This window comes from Hazenella coriacea, assembly GCF_004341825.1.
Taxonomy (GTDB): domain Bacteria; phylum Bacillota; class Bacilli; order Thermoactinomycetales; family Thermoactinomycetaceae; genus Hazenella; species Hazenella coriacea.
Genome location: NZ_SMAG01000008.1, coordinates 89,292 through 111,587 on the forward strand (window position 1 = coordinate 89,292; position 22,296 = coordinate 111,587).

Annotated in this window: 17 protein-coding genes and 3 other annotated features; of the genes, 13 read left to right on the forward strand and 4 right to left on the reverse strand. The window is 37.7% G+C overall.

The window, feature by feature from the left end:
- Window positions 1–243 precede the first annotated feature (243 nt).
- From EDD58_RS14950 to EDD58_RS12585, 11 genes are all read left to right on the forward strand, one after another.
- The gene (locus EDD58_RS14950; RefSeq protein ID WP_165875970.1) at window positions 244–408 is read left to right on the forward strand and encodes a hypothetical protein; all 165 of its coding nucleotides are present in this window, start codon (window positions 244–246) and stop codon (window positions 406–408) included.
- A 598-nt stretch (window positions 409–1,006) separates the two neighbouring features.
- Window positions 1,007–1,753 (forward strand): DUF2087 domain-containing protein, encoded by a 747-nt coding sequence (locus EDD58_RS12540; protein ID WP_131926085.1) that lies wholly within the window; start codon window positions 1,007–1,009, stop codon window positions 1,751–1,753.
- A gap of 22 nt (window positions 1,754–1,775) precedes the next feature.
- Entirely contained in the window at window positions 1,776–2,126 is a 351-nt protein-coding gene (locus EDD58_RS12545) for a GIY-YIG nuclease family protein (protein ID WP_131926087.1), read from the forward strand.
- A gap of 39 nt (window positions 2,127–2,165) precedes the next feature.
- Window positions 2,166–2,894 (forward strand): Fic family protein, encoded by a 729-nt coding sequence (locus EDD58_RS12550; RefSeq protein WP_131926089.1) that lies wholly within the window; start codon window positions 2,166–2,168, stop codon window positions 2,892–2,894.
- A gap of 276 nt (window positions 2,895–3,170) precedes the next feature.
- Window positions 3,171–3,737, forward strand: a complete 567-nt coding sequence (locus EDD58_RS12555; RefSeq protein WP_131926091.1) for a restriction endonuclease subunit S — start codon at window positions 3,171–3,173, stop codon at window positions 3,735–3,737.
- A gap of 22 nt (window positions 3,738–3,759) precedes the next feature.
- The gene (locus EDD58_RS12560; RefSeq protein WP_131926093.1) at window positions 3,760–5,352 is read left to right on the forward strand and encodes a type I restriction-modification system subunit M; all 1,593 of its coding nucleotides are present in this window, start codon (window positions 3,760–3,762) and stop codon (window positions 5,350–5,352) included.
- Complete coding sequence (locus EDD58_RS15180; protein WP_131926095.1) at window positions 5,342–6,550, forward strand: restriction endonuclease subunit S; 1,209 nt, start codon at window positions 5,342–5,344, stop codon at window positions 6,548–6,550. The genes EDD58_RS12560 and EDD58_RS15180 overlap by 11 nt, the downstream gene beginning before the upstream one ends.
- A gap of 23 nt (window positions 6,551–6,573) precedes the next feature.
- Complete coding sequence (locus tag EDD58_RS12570) at window positions 6,574–9,732, forward strand: type I restriction endonuclease subunit R (RefSeq protein ID WP_131926097.1); 3,159 nt, start codon at window positions 6,574–6,576, stop codon at window positions 9,730–9,732.
- Window positions 9,733–10,185: 453 nt separating this feature from the next.
- Window positions 10,186–10,626: an AAA family ATPase gene (locus tag EDD58_RS15285; RefSeq protein ID WP_279389113.1), complete on the forward strand. Its 441-nt coding sequence runs from the start codon at window positions 10,186–10,188 to the stop codon at window positions 10,624–10,626.
- On the forward strand, window positions 10,623–12,539 hold the full coding sequence (locus EDD58_RS12580; RefSeq protein WP_131926101.1) for an AAA family ATPase: 1,917 nt from the start codon (window positions 10,623–10,625) through the stop codon (window positions 12,537–12,539). Before EDD58_RS15285 ends, EDD58_RS12580 begins: the two co-directional genes overlap by 4 nt.
- A 165-nt stretch (window positions 12,540–12,704) precedes the next feature.
- Window positions 12,705–12,940 (forward strand) — a binding site (T-box leader).
- 49 nt (window positions 12,941–12,989) lie between these two features.
- Window positions 12,990–13,224 (forward strand) — a binding site (T-box leader).
- A 49-nt stretch (window positions 13,225–13,273) separates the two neighbouring features.
- Window positions 13,274–13,512: a binding site (T-box leader), on the forward strand.
- Between the two features lie 120 nt (window positions 13,513–13,632).
- Complete coding sequence (locus tag EDD58_RS12585) at window positions 13,633–15,372, forward strand: aromatic amino acid hydroxylase (RefSeq protein WP_131926120.1); 1,740 nt, start codon at window positions 13,633–13,635, stop codon at window positions 15,370–15,372.
- A 278-nt stretch (window positions 15,373–15,650) separates the two neighbouring features.
- Here the strand turns inward: EDD58_RS12585 and EDD58_RS12590 are convergent, their stop codons facing one another.
- From EDD58_RS12590 to EDD58_RS12600, 3 genes are all read right to left on the reverse strand, one after another.
- Window positions 15,651–16,583 carry a macrolide 2'-phosphotransferase gene (locus EDD58_RS12590; RefSeq protein WP_131926103.1) on the reverse strand — a complete coding sequence of 311 codons (933 nt, stop codon included), beginning with the start codon at window positions 16,581–16,583 and terminating at the stop codon, window positions 15,651–15,653.
- Between the two features lie 116 nt (window positions 16,584–16,699).
- The gene (locus EDD58_RS12595; protein ID WP_131926105.1) at window positions 16,700–17,740 is read right to left on the reverse strand and encodes a zinc-dependent alcohol dehydrogenase family protein; all 1,041 of its coding nucleotides are present in this window, start codon (window positions 17,738–17,740) and stop codon (window positions 16,700–16,702) included.
- 277 nt (window positions 17,741–18,017) lie between these two features.
- The gene (locus EDD58_RS12600; protein ID WP_131926107.1) at window positions 18,018–18,950 is read right to left on the reverse strand and encodes a phosphotransferase enzyme family protein; all 933 of its coding nucleotides are present in this window, start codon (window positions 18,948–18,950) and stop codon (window positions 18,018–18,020) included.
- Between the two features lie 208 nt (window positions 18,951–19,158).
- Here EDD58_RS12600 and EDD58_RS12605 point away from each other — a divergent pair, with 208 nt between their 5' ends.
- Window positions 19,159–20,055 (forward strand): cation diffusion facilitator family transporter, encoded by an 897-nt coding sequence (locus tag EDD58_RS12605; protein WP_243648739.1) that lies wholly within the window; start codon window positions 19,159–19,161, stop codon window positions 20,053–20,055.
- A 27-nt stretch (window positions 20,056–20,082) separates the two neighbouring features.
- Here the strand turns inward: EDD58_RS12605 and namA are convergent, their stop codons facing one another.
- Window positions 20,083–21,102 carry an NADPH dehydrogenase NamA gene (gene namA / locus EDD58_RS12610; protein ID WP_131926109.1) on the reverse strand — a complete coding sequence of 340 codons (1,020 nt, stop codon included), beginning with the start codon at window positions 21,100–21,102 and terminating at the stop codon, window positions 20,083–20,085.
- A 190-nt stretch (window positions 21,103–21,292) separates the two neighbouring features.
- On the opposite strand from namA, the gene EDD58_RS12615 reads away from it, so the two are divergent.
- Window positions 21,293–22,288 carry an AAA family ATPase gene (locus EDD58_RS12615; protein WP_131926111.1) on the forward strand — a complete coding sequence of 332 codons (996 nt, stop codon included), beginning with the start codon at window positions 21,293–21,295 and terminating at the stop codon, window positions 22,286–22,288.
- Window positions 22,289–22,296 lie beyond the last annotated feature (8 nt).

Below are 22,296 nucleotides of genomic sequence, written 5' to 3' on the forward strand. Positions count from 1 at the left end.
TGTTGAGAGGCCTTTTTTCTAATCTTCGTTTGCCTGTTCTACACTTCTTACAGCCGGTCTGCCCCCGTTGTTCGATGTTTTGGCGTAGTGCTCCATTCATGACCTCTTCTACATCTCCATAGTCGATGTTATCTCCTCAGAAGGCTGAGGATTTGCGTCCTTTTTTCATAATAGGGCCAGTTTGTTGAGTGGAATTGTTATAAAATTATAAGGGATGTGAATTTTATTAAGAAGGAGGAGCAAATGAGGAAAGCAGATTGGTATTGGTTTTTTATATTCATTGTGATGATGACAACTGTGGGCTTTCTTTTGTTTGACAATATAGCTTCAAAGCTCATTTTTGGAATTGCTGTTGGTGGTATAATGGGTTGGATATTTGCCAAGAAATCTAGAAAAAAAGAATATTAATGAGATTGAAGCTCCTCATATTGATGGAAGAAGCAAGAAGGGAACTCGAGTATGTTAGATACTTACCTGGAACTCCTTTTGAACAAATTAGAACCTTAACGAAAAACATGCTTGATGAGAACAATATGTTTGCCTTTTTTGACAAAATAACCCCATTGTTATATTTTTTGATGGGAAAGTGAAAACTAGTTTTTGCGGTTGTTTTAGAGGATTTTAAAGGCTAACTTATGGGCGGCATGATGTCATCTAGCATCATAAAGCCTTGATCTATAGGGGTTTGAATAACTCTTTATCAAACTCCGTTTAAGCGACTATCAATGATGTATGATCAAAGACCTCTCGTAAGTTCAGTGAACTTACGAAAGGTCTTTTCTTCAATTTAGCAGCTTTAAATCTCGAACTTATCAAAAACGCAGCTGAAATAGGCTACTGTCGGTTTCATTTTGCATCAACACAAAGATATTAAAATAAAAAGAGAAATGGCTACCCATCCACCATTAATTTGGCATATAATAAACATTAACATATTATATTTGCAAATAAACAAACATAATATCTATTTGTTTGTTTTATAGGCGTGGTAGGAAGTGTTATAACAGTGGAAATATCGAATAGGTTTTGGAATGCCTCTTTGGAAGAGCTGAAAAGTGGATATATTCAAGAGAGAGATTCATTTACATGCTTACTATGCGGGGAAAAAATAGAGAAAGGGATGGTCTATCCTTATGAAAATAGATTTTACGAAGCTGAAAGATTTATGCGGATCCATATAGAAAGGACTCATCAATCTGTATTTGACTATTTACTTGGGATGGATAAGAAACTCACAGGTCTTACTGAACATCAAAAGAGCCTTTTAGCCCTTTTTTACCGGGGGAAAAATGATAAAGAAATTCAAGAAGCATTAGGCATTGGAAGTACTTCTACCATTCGTCATCACCGTTTTGCATTAAAAGAAAAGGAACGACAGGCAAAAACCTTTTTAGCTATGATGGAATTACTAAAAGAAAAAGATGATCACGCACCCGCTTTTGTACCCGTGCATAAAACGGCCACAATGGTAGATGAAAGGTATAACATGACTGAAGGTGAACAAGAGGGAATTATCAAACAATATTTTTCAGAAGGGTCTTTGACTAAGTTTCCTCCAAAGGAAAAACAAAGGCTTGTAATCCTTCGTGAAATTTCTAAGGCTTTACAAGCAGATTATCACTATGATGAACGAGAGTTAAATCAAATTTTAAAAAGCTATTATGAGGATTATGCTTTGATCAGAAGATATTTAATTGAATATGGATTCCTTGACCGCAAACCGGATGGAAGTATGTATTGGTTAAAAAAATGAATAGATAACAGTAGGTGAAAAAATGGATCGTAAAAAAGAGTTAAAACAACAGTTTAAAGAAACATCTGTTCAAGCAGGAATTTATCAGATAAAGAATACGATTAACAATAAAATATTGGTTGGAAGTACGAAAAACTTTAAAACCTTAAACGGAATAAAATTTATGCTCGAAACAAATAGATATACCCCCAACAAAGAGTTGCAAAAAGAATGGAACCAGTACGGAAAAGATGCTTTCACATTTGACATACTGGAAAAATTAAAAAAGAAGGATGACCCTTACTTTAACGAGAAGGAAGCTCTCTCAGAAATCGAAGAAAAATGGTTAGAAAAGTTACAACCTTATGGCGAACGAGGTTACAACCGAAAATAGCCGATAAAGCATTATAATGGAAATTGTGAGGTGAAGTGAATGCTGGAACAAATCGATCATAAGAAAGCCCAATTAGATCAATTACGTCCTTTACCTAAATATATGGTGAAAAGCTTACGGGAAAAGCTGTTATTAGAATGGACATACAATACAAATGCGATTGAAGGTAATACACTGACGTTGAATGAAACGAAAGTGGTATTAGAAGGAATTACAGTCGGTGGCAAGACGCTCCGAGAGCATTTAGAGGTGATCAACCATCGGGATGCAATTGCTTATGTCGAAGAAATTGTACAAAAGGAAGAACCGTTATCTGAATGGCAGATTAAAAATATACATAGACTTGTGCTAAAAGGTATTGATGATCAATACGCTGGAGTTTACCGCGACCAGCAAGTATTTATTGCTGGAGCCAAACATACGCCGCCTGCGCATTATTTAATCAAAGAACAAATGGAAAGTTTAATGGAATGGTATGAACAAGAAGGACAGGTTCTTCATCCTGTAAAGCGTGGAGCAATGTTACATGCGATCTTCGTTGGTATTCATCCGTTTATCGATGGAAATGGACGAACCTCAAGGCTTCTATTGAACCTAGAATTAATGAAAGGTGGCTTTCCGCCTGTTATTATTAAAGTAGAAAATCGTTTGGCATATTATGAAGCATTAGATCAGGCTAATACAAATAAAGACTATACAGATTTCATTGAGCTAGTGGAAAAAGAAGTGAATGATTCATTAGATTTATATTTGAGTGCGTTGAGGTGAAGGGTGTTTTAAATGACTAAGCCTATCAGTGATTCTCCGACCCAGGGGAATCCTATTTTTTTGTATCTTTCCTAGATTTCTTTTATTTCTACTCCTACTTTTATTAGAAGAGATGTGTGAGGATGCCTAAAGCTAGACTGAATCAGCATCTAACCATCATCTCATGTAATTCTTAAAAAATACACAAAGTAATGATTGACTAAGTATTTTCAGAATGATATGATGTAATTATTGTTAAGTAATTTTAAAGAAATACTTTTTCGAAGAGGACGGGATATGAAACTTGAAGATATAGTAACCGTTAAAATAGGAAGAAACCTTTCTAGAGGAACCGAGAAAAATGATCTAACTGTAGTGGCTTATACATACGAGGATTTAATGAATGATTTAGACGGCTCATTTCTAGACTCACAGGCTAGTTCTGATCGTGGAAATTCAAATCATGAAGACGGCTATTTGAGCAATGCCGGGGATGTTGTTTTCAGCTTTGTGAGTTCCAAAGCTGGGATCGTGAGTGACTTCAATCAAGGGAAGATTATAAATCAAAATTTTGCGAAACTCATGATTGAAAGTGAACATTTAGATAAACACTATTTATGTTATGCGTTGAATGAATCACACTCAGTGAAAAAGCAAATGGCATTTTCCATGCAAGGAAGTACGGTGCCCAAATTAACTCCAGCGATTTTAAAAGGGTTGGAAATTAAGTTACCAAGGATCGAGAAACAACGAACGATCGGAAAAGCTTATTTCTCTCTGAGAAAACGTCAAGCTTTGGCAAAGAAACAAGCAGCACTTGAAGAGCAACTTTTTCTAGAAGTATTGAAGCAATTAGACCAATAATAGATAAAGTGAGGAACGTAACATGGCTGATTTAAACACAAAATTATTTAGTGCCGCAGACAACTTGCGAAGCAAAATGGATGCATCAGAATACAAAAACTACTTATTAGGATTGATCTTCTACAAGTACTTATCTGATAAGTTATTAGAAAAAGTAGTTGAAATAGCAGGTGAATCGCTAGTAGAACACAACACACAAGAAAAACAGACTCAATTGTATAAGGATTTAGTAGCAGATGAAGATACAAAAAATGACTTGATTGAAACGTTAGAGGATACATTGGGCTATGATATTGAGCCCGCGTATTTATTTAATGTATTAACCAAGCAAGCGAAAGAAAACACGTTTCAACTGAATGACTTGAATAAAGCCTTTATCGATTTGTCTACGAAATATGATCAATTTAGTGGATTATTTGATGATGTGGATTTGAAATCCAAAAAACTGGGAGCAGATGATCAACAGCGAAATATTACCATTACAGAAGTCTTGAAGAAACTAAATGAGATGGATGTGCTGGGACATCATGGCGATGTCATTGGGGATGCCTATGAGTTCTTGATTGGTCAATTTGCCTCCGAAGCGGGTAAGAAAGCGGGAGAATTCTATACACCTTCTGAAGTGTCTAACATGATGGCTCGGATCGCCGCAATCGATCAAGAAGATAAAAAATTGTTTAGCGTCTATGACCCAACTATGGGATCAGGTTCCTTGATGTTGAACATTCGAAAATATGTGAACCACCCAGAGAGTGTAAAGTATCACGGACAAGAACTAAATACAACGACCTATAATCTAGCGAAGATGAACTTGATCTTGCATGGGGTGGATAAAGAAGATATGCGTTTACGCAATGGGGATACATTGAACAAAGATTGGCCGACAGATGAGCCATATACCTTTGATGCAGTCCTGATGAATCCACCCTACTCAGCAAAATGGTCGTCAGATAATACATTTTTAGATGATTCTCGTTTTAATCGTTACGGGAGGTTAGCACCCAAATCAAAAGCAGACTTTGCTTTTCTTTTACATGGGTTCTATCATTTGAAAGACTCGGGAACCATGGCAATCGTCTTACCGCATGGAGTCCTCTTCCGTGGAGCCGCAGAAGGCATGATTCGTAAGAAATTATTAGAAGATGGCAGTATTTATGCGGTTATTGGTATGCCACCAAACTTATTCTTTGGGACATCAATTCCCACAACCGTCATCATCTTGAAGAAAAATCGTACGACTCGTGATGTGTTATTTATCGATGCAAGTAAAGAGTTTATAAAAGGAAAGAACCAAAATAAACTTTCCAAAGAAAATATCGATAAGATTGTTGAGACATATAAAAAGCGAGATCATGTGGAGAAATATGCTCACCTTGCTAGTTTTGATGAAATTAAAGAGAATGATTTCAATCTGAACATCCCTCGCTACGTAGATACCTTTGAAGAAGAACCGCCTGTGGATTTGGCTACAATTGGTGCAACGATTAAAGAGATTCGCAAAGAAAAAGCAGAACTCGAATCCAGCCTATATGACATGATTTCTTCACTACAATTTGATGAAGAGAACAAAGAATGGATCAAAGGTGCATTAGAGGTGTTTAAACGTGAAAAATAGACATATACCAGAAGTTCGATTTCAAGGGTTTACTGGGGATTGGGAACAGCGTAAGTTGGGGGATATAGCCGAAATTAATCCAAAATCGAATCTGCCGGAACAATTCGAATATGTGGACTTAGAATCAGTTGTGGGGACTGATCTGATTTCGCACCGTACTGAACATAGAGAATCGGCTCCTTCAAGAGCACAAAGGTTAGCTAAACAGGGAGATGTATTTTATCAGACGGTCAGACCATATCAAAAGAATAATTATCTTTTCGATTTATCATATGATAACTATGTGTTTTCAACAGGATATGCTCAAATGCGACCGAATGTAGACAGTTATTTTTTATTTAGTAAACTTCAAGAAGAAAAATTTGTTTCAAGTGTTCTCGATAGATGTACAGGAACAAGTTATCCTGCAATTAATTCAAAAGATTTAGCACAAATTGAAGTTGAAATTCCTACATTAGGAGATGAACAAACCAAAATCGGTAACTTCTTTAAACAACTAGACGACACAATCGCTCTTCATCAGCAAGAACTAACCACCCTCAAACAAACAAAACAAGGATTCTTACAAAAAATATTTCCAAAAGTAGGAGAGTCCGTGCCCGAAGTTCGTTTTCCAGGGTTTACTGGAGATTGGGAACAGCGTAGGTTGGGAGGAATGGCGGATTTTTCTAAAGGTAATGGGTATTCAAAAAGTGATTTGACTGATAAAGGTAAACCAATAATTTTGTATGGGCGATTATATACAAAATATGAAACCGTTATAGATTCTGTTGATACTTTTACTATAGAAAAAGGAAAATCTGTAATAAGTAAAGGCGATGAAGTAATCATTCCATCTTCTGGAGAAACTTCTGAAGACATTTCAAGAGCATCAGTGGTTAGTAAACCAGGAATAATTTTGGGTGGAGATTTAAATATTGTACGACCAAGTAATGAGATTGATCCAGTATTCTTAGCTCTGACTATCTCGAATGGTAAGCAGCAAAAAGAATTAAGCAAACGAGCTCAAGGGAAATCTGTTGTTCACTTGCATAACTCAGATTTAAAAGAAGTAAATCTACTTTTTCCTAAAAAAGAAGAACAAACCCAAATCGGTAACTTCTTCAAACAACTAGATGACATGATCGCTCTCCATCAACGCGAGTTAGAGCTACTCCAAGAAACGAAAAAAGCATTCCTACAAAAGATGTTTGTCTAAGCCAATCAGAGAGGAGGAGAAACATGGCAAAGATCCCACATCGTGATGAAGGGGAAGTGGAACGTCGCCTGATTGAAGTGTTGGGGGAAGGGCATAATCAGTGGAATTATCGTCCAGATTTAAAATCAGAAGAAGACCTATGGAAGAACTTGCGTCACAAGATTACGCAAAATAATTTATCAGAAATTGGGGAACATCCGATTACTGATAAAGAATTTGACAAGATTAAAACAGAATTACTATTGAAAACACGGACTCCCTTTGATGCTGCTAGATGGCTGAAAGGGGAGAATGGAATTGCTCGGATTACGATTGAACGTGAGGATGTGTCCCTAGGTTCCATGTCGTTGGTGCTATATTCCAACCAAGACATAGGTGGTGGAATCTCTACATATGAAGTTGTTCATCAGATTGCGAAACAAAAGGTAAATGTGGATGGTCGTAATCGCCGATTTGATGTGACACTTTTAATCAATGGGTTGCCCATTGTCCAAATCGAGTTAAAACAAGTGACTGCCAAAGACGGCGTATTTCAAGCCTATCATCAGATCAAGAAATATGCTGAAGAAGGGATGTTTCGAAATAACATCTTTTCTACCCTTCAGTTATTTGTCATTTCCAACGAACAAACGACTCGTTACTTTGCCAATGCACTACCTAAAGACATGCATAAGAAATGTGTCTTTAGCTGGCGAACCACAGACAATCGAAAAGTAGAAAATCTCTATGAATTTGCGAAACAAGTTTTAAATATTCCAGATGCGCATCGCTTGATCGCCAATTATACGATTGTGAGTGAGGACCAAGACAACAAAGCCTTAATGGTGTTAAAACCGTATCAAATTCATGCGATTGAAGCCTTGTTTACATCAGCTATGAAACATGAATCCGGATATGTTTGGCATGCGACGGGTTCAGGAAAAACGTTGACCAGTTTTGTTTCTACGAAGTTATTAGCTCGCAAATCAGGTGTCGATCGTACCATTATGCTCATTGACCGAAAAGACTTGGACAACCAAACGACGACTGAATTTACCAAATTTGCTTCCGAGTTTAATACGGGTCTTTCTTCGGGTCATGCCAAGTCGAATAGCTTGATTGTCGGAACGGGAAGTGCGAAAGAGTTAAGTGCGACTCTACTTTCTGATGCCAATTCCAATACAGTGATTATTACCACTCGTCAAAAGTTAGAAACTGCCTTACGCTATGCCAAAAAACAAGAGGAACAAAAAGGCACCCAGCGTTTTAAGAAGCTACGGGGGCAACATATTGTTTTTGTCGTGGATGAATGCCATCGAGCGTTAAGTTCAGAAGGGATGGAAGTGATCAAGGGGTTTTTTCCTAATTCTACATGGTTTGGGTTTACAGGAACACCGATCTTTGAGGTAAATAAAAAACAAGGGAAAGGTCAATTAGCTCGCACCACTCATGATCAATATGGAGAAGTCTTGCACACCTATACCATTAAGAATGCGTTAGATGATGGGTCTGTGTTAGGATTCCAAGTCGAGCACGAAGATACGATTGAACCCACATCATTAAATAATTATATTTTTAAGCAACTGCGTCAAAATGAAAAATACGCCGATGTGAGTGACGATGAACTAAATCATATCATCGATCAAATGGATGGAATCGAAAAGGAAGCATATCTTGAACCCTCTTTTTTCGAAAGGGATGAACATATTCAAAAAGTTATTCATAAGATTTTTCGACCCGATAATGCTTATACCAAGTTTGATTTCCAAAATGGCCGCCCACAAAAGTCTGCCATTTTAACCACAAGTTCTATTGATATGGCGAAACGCTACTATCAGGCGATCAAGGAAATGACCAAAGATCCAGAATGGTTGACGAAAGAATTTGCTGGACATCCGATTCGAACGGGGCGTACGATTGAAGATCCAGATTTTCCACGGATGGCCATTACCTATTCACTACAAGAAAACGAAGACAATTCCAAACAAATTGAAGATGAAATGAAAGAAATGATCAAGGATTATAACGATTATTATCATACTGCCTGGTCGATCGAAGATATTGAACGATATAATGGCGATATTAACAATCGCTTAGCTCGTAAGAAAGCAGAGTTTAAAGAATTTGGGAAACAAATTGACTTAGTCATTGTTGTCGATCGCTTATTGACTGGATTCGATGCACCAACGATCCAAACATTATTCGTAGATCGTCATTTAAGTTATGCCAATTTGATCCAAGCCTTTTCTCGAACTAATCGCACGGATCCGGGAAAGACAAAAGGATTGATTGTGACATTCCGGAAACCTGCGACGATGGAGCAAAATGTAAAGAATGCTACGAAGTTATATTCTCAAGAGCAAGAGGAATCGAATCTGGTTTATCCTACTTATGCTGCATCGAAGAAACGTTTCAAAAAGGCTCACAAAGAGCTAACAAGGGTAGTGCCAAAACCCACTGATGTAAATGAGAACTCTCCGCTTGAAAAACGGATTGAATTCGTGAAATATTTCCAAGAGCTAAATAATGCCTACCAAGCTTTAGTTACGTACGATGAATATAACGATGAGATGGAGAAATCAAAAGCACTTCAAGAACAGGTGAAGACCTTAGAAGAATATGTTGGTGTATACAACACGGTTAAGGGTTCGCTAGTCGATGAAGGGCGCCAAGATGGATCAGGACCCGATTTTTCAGACATTGAATTCTATGGAGAAAATGTGATTAAGATTTATGATATTGACACAACCTATATTGATCGACTATTGGAAACGTACTCAGCCAATAATGAGAATATCCGTGACGATATCGAAAAAGCACTTCAAAAATTGAAGAAATCAGAAAATGTGAAAGACGTGTATCGTGCGATCTTAAATGCGATTGATACTAAAGAGATTGATGCAGAAGAAGATATTCTTGCAGTAAGACGACACTTCTTCACTAATGCACGTGACAAGGCGATTAAAGAATTTGCGAAAACTTGGTTTGTGGAAGAAAATCAGCTGCATTTATCTGCACTTCAATATGTAATCGGAACTGATCCTATTCCCAATATTGGGGGAATTATCAACAGTAAGCAATTTGAGAAGTATAAAGCCGTACATCCAGATGCCAAACCATTGAAATACGGACCAGAAATGAAGCGTCAGTGGAAAAAGACCTTAGATGAAGTCATTATACCTTTGGATGACGAGTTGAGATAAAATCGTTTTGAAATAAATAAACAAAATCTATATCGTTATAGGCCAACTGCGAAGCTGTAGTTGGCCTTTCCTGTATCCGAAAAAAGATACGGCAGAATAAGAATATGTAATGCACCCCTATTTCTCCAAAAAACTAGGCAGTTTTTTTAATAATGTTTTGAGATGAAAAACTTTGTTGTGAAACCGATCCTAAAGATGAACAATTTTTGCTAGACTTTGTAATTATATTTACATGATATATAAATATAATAGTAAAAGTAAATTCAGATAAATTTTGCTAATTTTTTTAAAATAAACACCTTACTAGGTGGATGAATAGTGGATAGTATGCCGTTGTGAATCTGTATTTTCAATGATAAAATGAAATCATTTAATGATTTAAAAAATATTAAGTGATAGATATTTAGTAATAAAAAATATTTAGGAGAGATTAGTATAATTAAAAAAATTAATATACCAAACTTTGGGTCTTTTTCTGATTATAGATGGAAAAAGAATGTCGGAAACGATGAGCACTCTATATTTAAGACTATGAATATCATTTACGGAAGAAATTACGCAGGGAAAACAACATTGTCACGTATATTCAGATGCCTAGAAATGCAGGAATTACATAAGGATTTTTATACACCCCAATTTGATATCGAATTAGATCATGGAAGAATAATCAATCAAGAAAATATAAAAGAAATGTCTAATTTAAAGATCCGTGTTTATAACACGGATTTCGTGAAGTCAAATTTAAATTGGCTTAATAATGAAGACGGAAAAATAAAGTCTTTTGCTATTTTAGGTAAGGGAAATGTTGAAATTAAAAACAAATTAGATCTACTCCACCAAGAGTTAGGAAGTATTAATGAAAAAAAGGTTTTTTATATGAAGAAGATGATTTGAAGAAAAGTAAGGAATTAAAAGAGATTGAATTTAAAGACGAGAAAGATGAATTAGATGAGTTATTAAAGAAAAAGGCAAGAGATATAAAGAACGACAGTCATATTTACAATTTACCCAACTATAACATCAGCCGGATTAGAGAAGATATCAGAGAAGCATCAGCTATGGATAAATTAAATGACGAAGAAATTGAAGTTAGAAAGAAATTATTAAAAGAAGATCCTAGAAAAACAATATCTACAGTTACACCCTTAAAAAACGAATTTCTAAGTCTCATGAAATTAGCGAATAGTCTTTTAGGAAAGAAAATAGTCCCATCAGAACCAATATCAGATTTGATTAATGATAGTCTACTTCAGAACTGGGTGAGAGATGGGATTAACCATCATAAAGGAAAAAGAGATTGTTGTGGCTTTTGTGGAAATATAATAGATGAGTATTTATGGGGTAAGCTGGATAAACATTTTAATCGGGAATCAGAGGATTTAAGGATTAAAATCGATTTATGTATAAACCGATTAAGTGAATTAAAGGATAAGATTTTTAATTACATTAAAATCGACATTAATGATTTTTATGTAGATCTACAACCTGAATACAAAAAGGCAGAGGAAAACTACAAAGTTGTAAAAGAGAGTTATATAAATTGTATTTCATCCTTAATACTTGAATTAAAAGAAAGAGCAAACGACATTTTTAATGAAAGGACAGCAATCAACTATATAGATTATACAGAAGCATTCAATGTTGAAATAGAAAACATTAATGAATTAATTGATAAGAATAATCAAAGAACAAATAATTTAGGTAAAGACCAACATAAAGTACGAATAGAATTACTAAAAGATAAAGTAGAAAGGTTTGTTGAACTTATTGAGTATGAAAAAAGGATTGAAAAAATAACAAAGTTAGAGGATGAAGTTAAGGAATTAGCGAATCTTATTTCTGTCAATGAGCAAGAAGTTAATAGAGTGAAAATGGAAATTGAACGTTTAGAAGAAGAACTAAAAGATGAGAGTAGGGGAGCAGAACTAGTTAATAACTATTTATCTAGCTTTTTCGGACACAAGGCATTGGAATTAAAAGCTGAAGGTGAAAAACCAAATATCAACTTCAAAATTTTAAGAGATGGTGTTGAAGCCAAAAATTTAAGTGAAGGTGAGTGCAGTTTAATAGCCTTTTGTTACTTTATTGCTCAAATAGAAGACGATTTGAAAGCGGAAAATAGTAAAGATGGGCTTATTATTTTTATTGATGATCCTATTTCCAGTTTAGATGGAAATCATATTTATTTTATGTTTAGTCTAATTGAAAGCGTAATAGCTAAAAAGAAAAACTATCATCAACTATTTATTTCAACACATAGTATGGATTTCCTGAAGTATTTAAAAAGATTGACCAAACCAAATAGACAAGATATAAATTACTTTTTAATTGAGAGAAGAATGTGGAATGACACTTCTAGGAGTTTTCTTATTAAAATGCCAAATCACATTAGAGATTATGTAACTGAATTCAATTATTTGTTTAGCGAACTGTATAGTGTTCATAAGGAAATGGAGGGGAATTACAAAAAAAAGGTAGAACATACATATAGTAAATTTTACAATCTACCAAATAATATTCGGAAGTTTTTGGAGTGCTATTTATTTTATAAATATCCTAATAATGATAGTCCGTTGGATAATTTATACAAATTATTCGATGATGATGAAATTCCAGTATTAGTTAATAGAGTGATAAATGAGTATTCCCATCTTGCTTATCTTGATCGAGGATGGAAGCCAATAGATGTGGAGGAAATAGAAAAGTGTGTACGTATTATTATAGATAGAATTAGGGAAAAAGATCCCGATCAGTTCAATGCACTTTTAGAGAGTATTGGCAGGAAAAAGGATATAGTTAATTCATAGTTGGTGTTTCAATGATCCTCGTTTTTAATTGAATAAAATGTCCCAAGCCATTCGTCTACACCGAATTTTGTCACATAGTTTGATACTATTCACTTCGATACATTAGCTTAACCCTTGACACTGCCAATGACATCACTCTATAATGGGTAAACAACAATGTTATACTTTAGAGCGTTGAAGGGAATTCAGTAGTGCTTAGGATCATTGTTCCAGAGAGCTGATGGTGGGTGCGAATCAGTACAGGTCTAAGCGTGAAATACAGTCTTGGAGCTTCTTTCTCGTAGTAGAGACCAGTGTCTTTATGAAGGGAAAGACGGTAAGCAAAGCCGTTATCTGAATGAAGTGGTGAGCAGATGCTCGCAACTAGGGTGGTACCGCGAAGTTACATATTCGTCCCTACTGGTGATTCCAGTGGGGATTTTTGATTTGTATCAACAAAAAATGAATATCGTATAAGCGATGAAGGGAATTCAGTAGTGCTTAGAATTTTGTGTCAGAGAGCTGATGGTGGGTGCGAATCAGTACAGAACTAAGCACGAAATACAGTCTTGGAGCTTCTTTCTCGTAGTAAAGACTCGTGTCTTTATGAAGGGGAAGACGGTAACAAAGCCGTTATCTTGAATGAAGTGGTGAGCAGATGCTCGCAACTAGGGTGGTACCGCGAAGTTACATATTCGTCCCTACTGGTGATTCCAGTGGGGATTTTTGATTTGTATCAACAAAAAATGAATATCGTATAAGCGATGAAGGGAATTCAGTAGTGCTTAGAATTTTGTGTCAGAGAGCTGATGGTGGGTGCGAATCAGTACAGAACTAAGCATGAAATACAGTCTTGGAGCTTCTTTCTCGTAGTAAAGACTCGTGTCTTTATGAAGGGGAAGACGGTAACAAAGCCGTTATCTTGAATGAAGTGGTGAGCAGGTCGATGCTCGCAACTAGGGTGGTACCGCGAAGTTACATATTCGTCCCTACTGGGTGATTCCAGTAGGGATTTTTTTATGAAAGGGTGAGCCAAGATGAAGATCCGAATTCGATTTCCTTATTAGGAAGAATTCACTATCACTTTGAAAAAACTGAAGGGATGCGATTGAATATGAACCAATTATTAAAACCAACGAAACAAATACCCGTGCATTTGAGGCAATTCGTCTCGGAACAACATTACGAGCAGTACACACCAATCGATCATGCGGTTTGGCGTTATGTGATGAGGCAAAACTTACATGCCCTAAACGAATCGGCACATCCAGCCTATGTGGAAGGTTTACTCGCATCAGGAATTGACACAGAGTCTATTCCAAGGGTGTCTGAGATGAACGATCGACTTTCTAAAGTGGGTTGGGGAGCTGCGATTGTCGATGGATTAATCCCAGGTGTTGCTTTTTTTGATTTTCAAGCTCATGGAATCTTGCCGATTGCTGTGGATATTCGAAAAGTGGAAAACATCGAATACACCCCTGCACCAGATGTAATCCACGAAGCGGCTGGACATGCGCCGATCCTTTTTGATGACAAATATGCTTCATTCGTCAAACGAATTGGAGAAATTGGTGCAAAGGCCTTTGCGACCAAAGCAGAGCATGAAGTATTTGAAGCTGTTAGACATCTTTCCATTGTGATGGAAGACCGCCATTCGACACCACAACAAATAGAAGAAGCCAAACAATTACTTAGCGAAAAGCGTAACGCAGTAACAGGTATGTCAGAAGCAGAAGCGATTTCTCGAGTTTTCTGGTGGACCGTGGAGTATGGTTTAATTGGTACATTGGAAAAACCGCAAATCTACGGTGCAGGCCTTTTATCTTCTGTGGGAGAGAGCAAGCATTGTTTATCTGAAAATGTAGTGAAACTTCCTTTTTCAGTGAAATCTTGTATTGAAACAAGCTACGATGTAACAACGATGCAACCGCAATTATTTGTTTGTGAAAGCTTTGATCAATTGATTGGAGCTATCGAAGAGTTTGCAAATACAATGGCTTTTCGAAAGGGAGGAACGGAGAGTCTTGATCAAGCACTTCAATCAGGGAGCGCCTCGACATTTGTACTCAACTCCGGCTTGCAAATTTCAGGTACGCTTAATGAAATTATCAAAGATTCAAACGGCGAAGCGATTTATGTAAGAACCCAAGGACCTACAGCGTTAGCGATCCATGATCAGGAGCTTCCTAGACATTCGAAATCCGTTCATTGTGATGGTTTTGGTACGCCCATTGGTTTATTGGTAGGGGATCTTTCACTTGAAGAATGTAATGAGGAGCAGTTACTAGCTTTAGGAATTGAAGAAGGTCGTCAAGCAACTTTAACTTTTAAAAGTGGTATTCAAGTTACAGGAATGGTCACTACGATCATCCGAAAAGAAAACAAAACCATACTCATTTCCTTTGAAAGCTGTAAGGTTATGTTAGAAGATAGGTTGTTGTTTGAAGAGCAATGGGGAACATTTGACATGGCGGTCGGCTCAGTTGTAACCTCTGCGTTTCCAGGGGTTGCCGATGCTGAAGCATTTTTTGGTGTTGAAAAGCCAAAGAAACAGGTTCCAACTGACCCCGAGCCGTTAACAGAACTAGAAAGCATGTACCAAACGATCAGAGAGGTCCGGCAAAAGGATCGTTGGGATGAAAAAAGTTTCTCTGGTGTACAAAATGTTCTTCGAGTCTTGAGAAACTGTTATCCCCATGAATGGTTGTTGCGTTTAGAAATTCTGGAGTTGTTCTGTACACATGGTGTGGAAATCCCAGAAAAGGAACAAGTGCTTCAAGAATTGCACCATCTCAGCAAAAGAGAAGATCTTCAACGTCTGATCGAAAATGGGATAGCGTTACTTCCGGTCTGATCTAGCATACTCATAAAAATGAGGTCTCCCATTTGCTTACGAAAAACGGTTGGGGGACCGCTTTGGATCTTCATAGATTCCCATCATATATTCTTGAATAGTAAGCTCTTACAGACATACCACTATTTTGCTTTTTCCAGAAGCAAGAGATATGAATGTAGATATTCCAATGATAGTTTCATCAAAGAATACAAGTTATTATGTATGCGGGAAAGGAATTTCCGCTTCACAAGAGGTTTCCCATGAGTTTCACAAACCCGTAGGAAACCTCTTGATCATTAAGAAACTCCTAATGTTTCTTTTGCCATTTGATGATATTCCTCGAGGCCAGATTTCAAAGCAAATTCTGCAATCCCAACAGGATAAGCGGCATCTAGCTCAATGATATGATTTGCCATCAGGGGCCATACATAGCCACCTGCTTTTTCATAATACATAATGAGTTGATCTAAAGCTTCTTTACCAAATGCACGATAATGGATGACAAAATCTCTCGAAATGTCTGTAACAGCAGCCTCAGTCCAATCGATAAAGCCTGTGACATGGGTGTTCTCATCAATCAGGATATGACCTGGGTGTAAATCTCCATGAACCAATCCTACTTGTTGAGGCCAAAGAGAATCATCTTCAAGCCACGATTGCCAGCGATCCCAAAGTGGCTGACTGACTCCAAATTCAACTTTTACTTTCTCCATTCGGTCTTTCAAGGATGATCTGATTTCATCTGGATTTTCAATAGTTAAGCCCATGGATTTTGCCTCTTGTTGATCCATTTGGTGCAAGGAAACCATCGCCTTGGCTAACGTTTCATGATATTGATCGGGTACATTTTTTTCATCAATCTCCCATACATAAGCTTTCGCTACTGGATCAATGGTTCCCACTGGTACACCTTTCAGTTGTTTGTAAGCAATCATTTCATCTGTGAAGATCTCCCACTTGGGGGCTTGTATAGAGAGTTGGGGTTCTACTAAATCGAGGATCTTTTTCTCTTTATTTTTAGTAGGTATTACATCTTCTCGTCTTGGAAAACGTAAAACCCATTTCTCACCAAGGGTATCGGTTGCAAAGACAACGAGAAAATCAAGACCAGACTCATTCAATTGGATGGAGTCTTCTTTTATGATTAAATCATGCTTCTTAGCGATCTCGATGACTTGTTCAGGTTTCAAATCATACACTCCTTTTTTGAATAGCCTTATGTTAAACATTAACACACTTATCTGAATCTTAAAATGAATGATTATGATAGATGAACAAAATAAACAACCAGTCTTTTTCAGAATAAGAAAAAAGACTGGTTGTTATGAGTTATTCTGGAAATGGTTTACTCGTTTTCTAGAATCACCTTTAAAGAGCCTTCTTTGGCCGCATTGCTAAAAACATCATAAGCTTTCATAATTTCATCAAGCTTAAAACGGTGAGTAACCAGTTGTTCTGGATTTACTTTCTTTGCTTCAACTGTTTTTAATAACATAGGTGTGGAATAAGCACTTACCAATCCAGTTGTTAATGTGATGTTTTTAATCCAGAGTTCTTCAATATGCAAGTCGACTTTTTCACCATGCACACCGATATTGGCAATCCGTCCACCTGGGGAAATTATTTTTTGGCAAATATCAAATGTGGCAGGGACACCTACTGCTTCCATGGCGACATCTACACCCCGTTGATCAGTGAGTTCAAACACTTTTTGGATGGCGTTTCCGTCAGAGCTGTTAACCGTTTTAGTTGCTCCAAATCGTTTTGAGACTTCCAAGCGGTGATCGTCTAAATCAATCATAATAATTTCGGATGGAGAGTAGAATTGTGCTGTGAGAAGAGCTGATAAGCCAATTGGACCCGCACCTACTATGGCAATGACATCTCCTGGTTCTACTTTTGCACTGAGTACTCCGATTTCAAAGCCAGTGGGTAGGATGTCACTAAGCATGACCAATGCTTCTTCATCTACGTTTTCTGGAACATGGTATAGGCTCGTATCGGCATAAGGAGTACGTACATATTCGGCTTGTGTACCATCGATGAGATGACCCAAAATCCATCCCCCGTCTTCACAATGGGCATATAATTGTTTTTTGCAATAATCACACGTTCCACAGGAGGTGACACACGAAATAATCACCTTATCTCCTTTTTTGAAGTTCTTAACAGCATCGCCTACTTCTTCAACAATTCCAATCCCTTCATGTCCAAGAATCCGACCGTCCGTAACAGCAGGAACATCGCCTTTCAAAATATGTAGGTCTGTTCCACAGATCGTTGTTTTTGTCACCTTGATGACAGCGTCAGTAGGTTTTAAAATTTTGGGTTTTTCTGCTTCAGTCCATTCTTTTTTACCAGGACCACGATAGACAAGTGCTTTCATTAATAACCCTCCATGTATGAAATCATGATTCCTTTATAAAATGCCCTAACAATAGGGGGATATACTTGGAGCCGTGTCGTCGATGGTTTTTGGATCTACCAGCTCTTCCTCCTGCCACTAATGCATACCTATACCATCCAATAAAAAGAACCAGCCTTTTTCGGAATAAGAAAAAGACACTGGTTCTTTATTTTTCTTTCAACAAATAATTGAATTTATCGCTAGTAGATAAAACGAAACAGGAAAAGCATCCTACCTTGGCGTAGGATGCTTTTGTTTATACACTTAATTGCTCGCGGAGTCCAGATAGTCTTTCCTTTGTATTTGAATCGAATTGATCTACATAAAAGCTTACCTGATATAAATAAGAAAAGACCAAGCGGTACTTTAAGAACAGCTCCACTTGTTCCCTCCAATCTGCTTCTAACGAGTATTCTGTTTGATAACCATCCATAAAATGAGTAAGAAATCTTTCTTTAAATTCGTTCTTGTGCTCATCCGTAACGGTTTCCAAAGCATCAAAGAGAGCGATGGCAATATCATAGGTATACCAGTGATACTTGACGTGATTAAAATTCAATAAAGTAAGCTCTCCTGATGATTGAAGCATCATATTACGATAACGTAAATCATTATGTATTAAGCCATAGGAACGTTCTGTTTGGGGTAACCTCCTAATTTGATCTAGATAGTAAATAAATTTTTCATATATTTTAGGTTCGAAAAAAGATAAGTCTCGATGAAATATTTCTCCTTCATCCCACTCTTCATACGGTGGAAGTTGTTCATGGTGTTGGTAGGATCGGGATAAAGCATGCATCTTTCCCATTAATTGTCCCCATCGCCTGAATAAGTTTCCATTCCATATCCCTGGGTCTTGGGGTGAGATTGGCTTTCCGTTTGCTTTCTGAAAAGAGATTACACAACAAGGAATGGGTAATTTAATAATATTTTCAACAGATTGTCCACGTGTAGATAACACTTGTTTGGGGATTGAAATCCCAGCTGAACGTAAAAAAGAAACCCATTTTAGCTCCGCATCAACCACTTCACGGTCTTTTTTTGCCAATGGGGTTAGTTGTAAGACACAGACTTCTCCATCTCGTTCAAACTCGTAAATGTTTTGGTGAAATCCTCCTATAAATTTCAAAGAGCGAGTCATCCCTTTAAATTTCCGACAAGCTTCGTTGACAGTTTCTGTTTTCCACATTCACTCATCACCTGCTTTCCCCTCTTTTGTATCATATCTATAGATTTCTGTCGATTGAACGGTTTGAATATTTGCCCATACCAACAATGATGAGTCTTACCACCTTTTCTATCCCAAGCTAAAAACATTTCTCTAGACTAAGATGATACTCGTTTCTTATGATAGAGTTTAACCTTTGATAGAATGAAAAGGAGTGGGCAGTGTGGAAATGATGAACCAACTTCCAAATCCAAAACAGGATGAGGCACAGAAAGGTGCTTGGTTAAGTATAGGTGCTTACTTCGTTCTGTCTCTCGTCAAGTTGTGGATTGGATCTGTGTCTCATTCACAAGCCGTTTTTGCAGATGGATTAAATAATGTTAGTGATATCTTACTATCGATCGCGATTCTTATTGGTTTAAAAGTATCCAGCCAGCCTGCGGATCACAATCATCCGTATGGACATTGGAAGGCCGAGACGATTGCGACTCTTGTAGCGGCTATTTTGATGGTACTCGTTGCGATCGAAGTTTGGATTCAAGCCATTCAAGCACTGATTCAGCCGAAACCGACCCAGATCTCTCCAGTTGCTTTATATGTTTCTTTGGGATCAGCTGTTGTTATGTTCATTGTCTCTAGCGTCAATATGAGATTAAGTCGAAAAACAAATAGCATCGCTCTTCAAGCAGCAGCTCATGATAATCGTTCAGATGCTTATGTCAGTATAGGAGCCGCTGTAGGGATTGTAGGCAGTTATGGGGGATTCGGTTGGCTAGACCCAGTTGCCGCTTTTCTGGTGGGGATTTTGATTGTAAAGACAGGCTGGGAAGTGGGGGCTCCCGCCATTCATATGTTGATGGATGGATTTGATCAGGAAAAGCTACAGGGAATTGAAGAAAAAGTGCTCCAGATTTCAGGGATTACTCAAGTCAAAGAGATTCGTGCCCGAAATCATGGAGTATATGTATATGTAGATATGACCATAACAGTCGACCCGTATCTATCTGTGATCGAAAGCCATTTGTTAACCGAAGAGATTGAAAACGGTTTAAAAGGATATCTCAATATAGTCTCTGTTCATGTCCATGTGGAACCTTCTCTCCAAGCCGACAAGCTTCTTCCCTAAACTCGAGAAGAAGCTTGTCATCATTATTTAACGAAAAGCACGTAAATATTGTCGTGGTTCATGATATTCTTGTTCAGTTTTTTGAACGGCTCGCAAGACCCAATAGGGATCACGAAGTAGTTCACGACCGATAAAGACAAGATCAGCTCGTTGGTTTCCCAAAATCTCCTCGGCCTGTTCAGGTTTAGTAATCAACCCAACTGCTCCTGTAGCGATTTCGGCTTGTTGTTTAATTGCGTCTGCAAACGGAACTTGGTAACCCGGATAGACAGCGGAAGGGGGTTGTGGAATAGCTCCTCCTGAAGAGACATCGACCAGATCAACACCCCATGTTTTCATTTGTTTTGCTAGTTGAATACTATCTTCTAGTTGCCATCCCTCTGGATGATAGTCCGTTGCGGAGATCCGAACATAGAGGGGCTTTTCTCTTCCCCATGTTTTTTGCACGGCATGAATGATTTGCTTCAGGAGCTGAATTCGATTTTCAAAGCTACCGCCATATTCATCTGTCCGTTGATTGCTAAGTGGAGATAAGAACTGATGAATTAGATATCCATGTGCAGCATGAAGTTCTACAATGTCAAACCTGGCTTCTTTGGCACGTTTTCCCGCTGCTTGGAAGGCAGTGATTACTTCTTGAATATCGGTATGACTCATCTCGACGGGGATGGGGTCTTCATGACGAAAAGGAATTGGGCTAGATGAAATGATGGGCTCATCCACCATGGCTTTTCGTCCTGCATGTGCGAGTTGAATCGCCATTTTTACTCCTTGTTGATGGCCAAATTGTACGATTCGTTTTAAACCTTCGATTTGCTCATCATTCCAGATCCCTAAGTCTTTGGTGCTAATCCTTCCTCTACTTTCCACAGCGGTCGCTTCTAACATAACTAATCCTACTTGACCTACTGCGCGAGCCCCATAGTGAACAAAGTGCCAGTCGGTTGCTTTTCCATCAGCTTCTGCGGAGTACATACACATCGGAGAACAAACAATTCGGTTCGACAATGTACAATCCTTTTGTATGAATGGTTTAAGCATTTGCATTTTTTAACCTCCTAAAAATTGATTTTTATTATAAAATAAAGATTATAGATGATACTCCTATTCTCTTAGAACTGAATAAAAACATCTTTTCTCTTAGGTGAATGGGATAGGAAGAATATTTTTAATTGCTTTAGTTTTCGACCAAGTAGAGAATAAACGATAAATATTTCTTGATCTATGGAGGGATTGTATGAGTCAGCGTAATCATTTTCGTTCAGAGTGGGATCAAGAGCATCCAAAAGTTCAGCAACTCATTAATCATGTAGAAAAGGTGATCATTGGCAAGCGTTCGGTGATTCAACTATGTGTAGCAGCACTCCTTTCTCGAGGTCATGTTTTACTAGAAGATGTTCCAGGGGTCGGTAAAACCGTTTTGGTGAAGGCGCTCGCGAAGTCTTTAGGAGCTCCATTTAGTCGGATTCAATTTACTCCTGATTTGATGCCATCTGATGTGACGGGTGTTTCCATTTTCAATCAGAAAACGCTCAATTTTGAATTCCGTCCGGGACCTCTGATGGCAAATATAGTGTTAGCTGATGAAATCAACCGTACCTCTCCGAAAACCCAGTCTGCACTTCTTGAGGCTCTTGAGGAAGGGAGTATCACGGTTGATGGTCATACCTACCCATTAGATATACCCTTTTTCGTAATGGCTACACAAAATCCAATCGAATATGAGGGAACCTATCCGTTACCAGAAGCACAATTAGATCGCTTTCTATTAAAGCTGCATATTGGTTACCCTAGTGCTGACCAAGAAGTGGAGATGCTAAAGCGGTTTCAAGATCGGCATCCTTTGACCGAAATCGAGCAGATTTTGACAAAGGAAGAACTACAACAATTTCAAGAAGAGATTCCCAAGGTTCATGTAGATGATTCGATCGCTCGATATATTGTTCACATCATTGAACAGACACGGAAATCTCCTTACCTATATTTGGGGGCAAGTCCACGTGCTTCACTCGCTTTATATCGTGTTACTAAAACTTGGGCTTTTATGCACCAAAGGCAATATGTGATTCCTGATGATGTGAAATATTTGGCTCCTTTTGTATTAGCTCATCGAGTGATTCTTAATTCAGATGCTCGACTTAAAGGGCATTCGGCTGAAACAATCATTAACCGTTGTTTAGAACAAGTGAAAGTTCCTGTCAAGGCTTCAAAAGAAGGTAGGATTTCGAGATGAAGAGGGAG

Coding starts and splice junctions, on each gene's coding strand:
- EDD58_RS14950 (WP_165875970.1), top strand. CDS start 244: ATGAGGAAAGCAGATTGGTATTGGTTTTTTATATTCATTGTGATGATG.
- EDD58_RS12545 (WP_131926087.1), top strand. CDS start 1,776: ATGGATCGTAAAAAAGAGTTAAAACAACAGTTTAAAGAAACATCTGTT.
- EDD58_RS12550 (WP_131926089.1), top strand. CDS start 2,166: ATGCTGGAACAAATCGATCATAAGAAAGCCCAATTAGATCAATTACGT.
- EDD58_RS12555 (WP_131926091.1), top strand. CDS start 3,171: ATGAAACTTGAAGATATAGTAACCGTTAAAATAGGAAGAAACCTTTCT.
- EDD58_RS12560 (WP_131926093.1), top strand. CDS start 3,760: ATGGCTGATTTAAACACAAAATTATTTAGTGCCGCAGACAACTTGCGA.
- EDD58_RS12570 (WP_131926097.1), top strand. CDS start 6,574: ATGGCAAAGATCCCACATCGTGATGAAGGGGAAGTGGAACGTCGCCTG.
- EDD58_RS12585 (WP_131926120.1), top strand. CDS start 13,633: ATGAACCAATTATTAAAACCAACGAAACAAATACCCGTGCATTTGAGG.
- EDD58_RS12590 (WP_131926103.1), bottom strand. CDS start 16,583: ATGTTTAACATAAGGCTATTCAAAAAAGGAGTGTATGATTTGAAACCT.
- EDD58_RS12595 (WP_131926105.1), bottom strand. CDS start 17,740: ATGAAAGCACTTGTCTATCGTGGTCCTGGTAAAAAAGAATGGACTGAA.
- EDD58_RS12600 (WP_131926107.1), bottom strand. CDS start 18,950: ATGTGGAAAACAGAAACTGTCAACGAAGCTTGTCGGAAATTTAAAGGG.
- EDD58_RS12605 (WP_243648739.1), top strand. CDS start 19,159: ATGATGAACCAACTTCCAAATCCAAAACAGGATGAGGCACAGAAAGGT.
- namA (WP_131926109.1), bottom strand. CDS start 21,102: ATGCAAATGCTTAAACCATTCATACAAAAGGATTGTACATTGTCGAAC.
- EDD58_RS12615 (WP_131926111.1), top strand. CDS start 21,293: ATGAGTCAGCGTAATCATTTTCGTTCAGAGTGGGATCAAGAGCATCCA.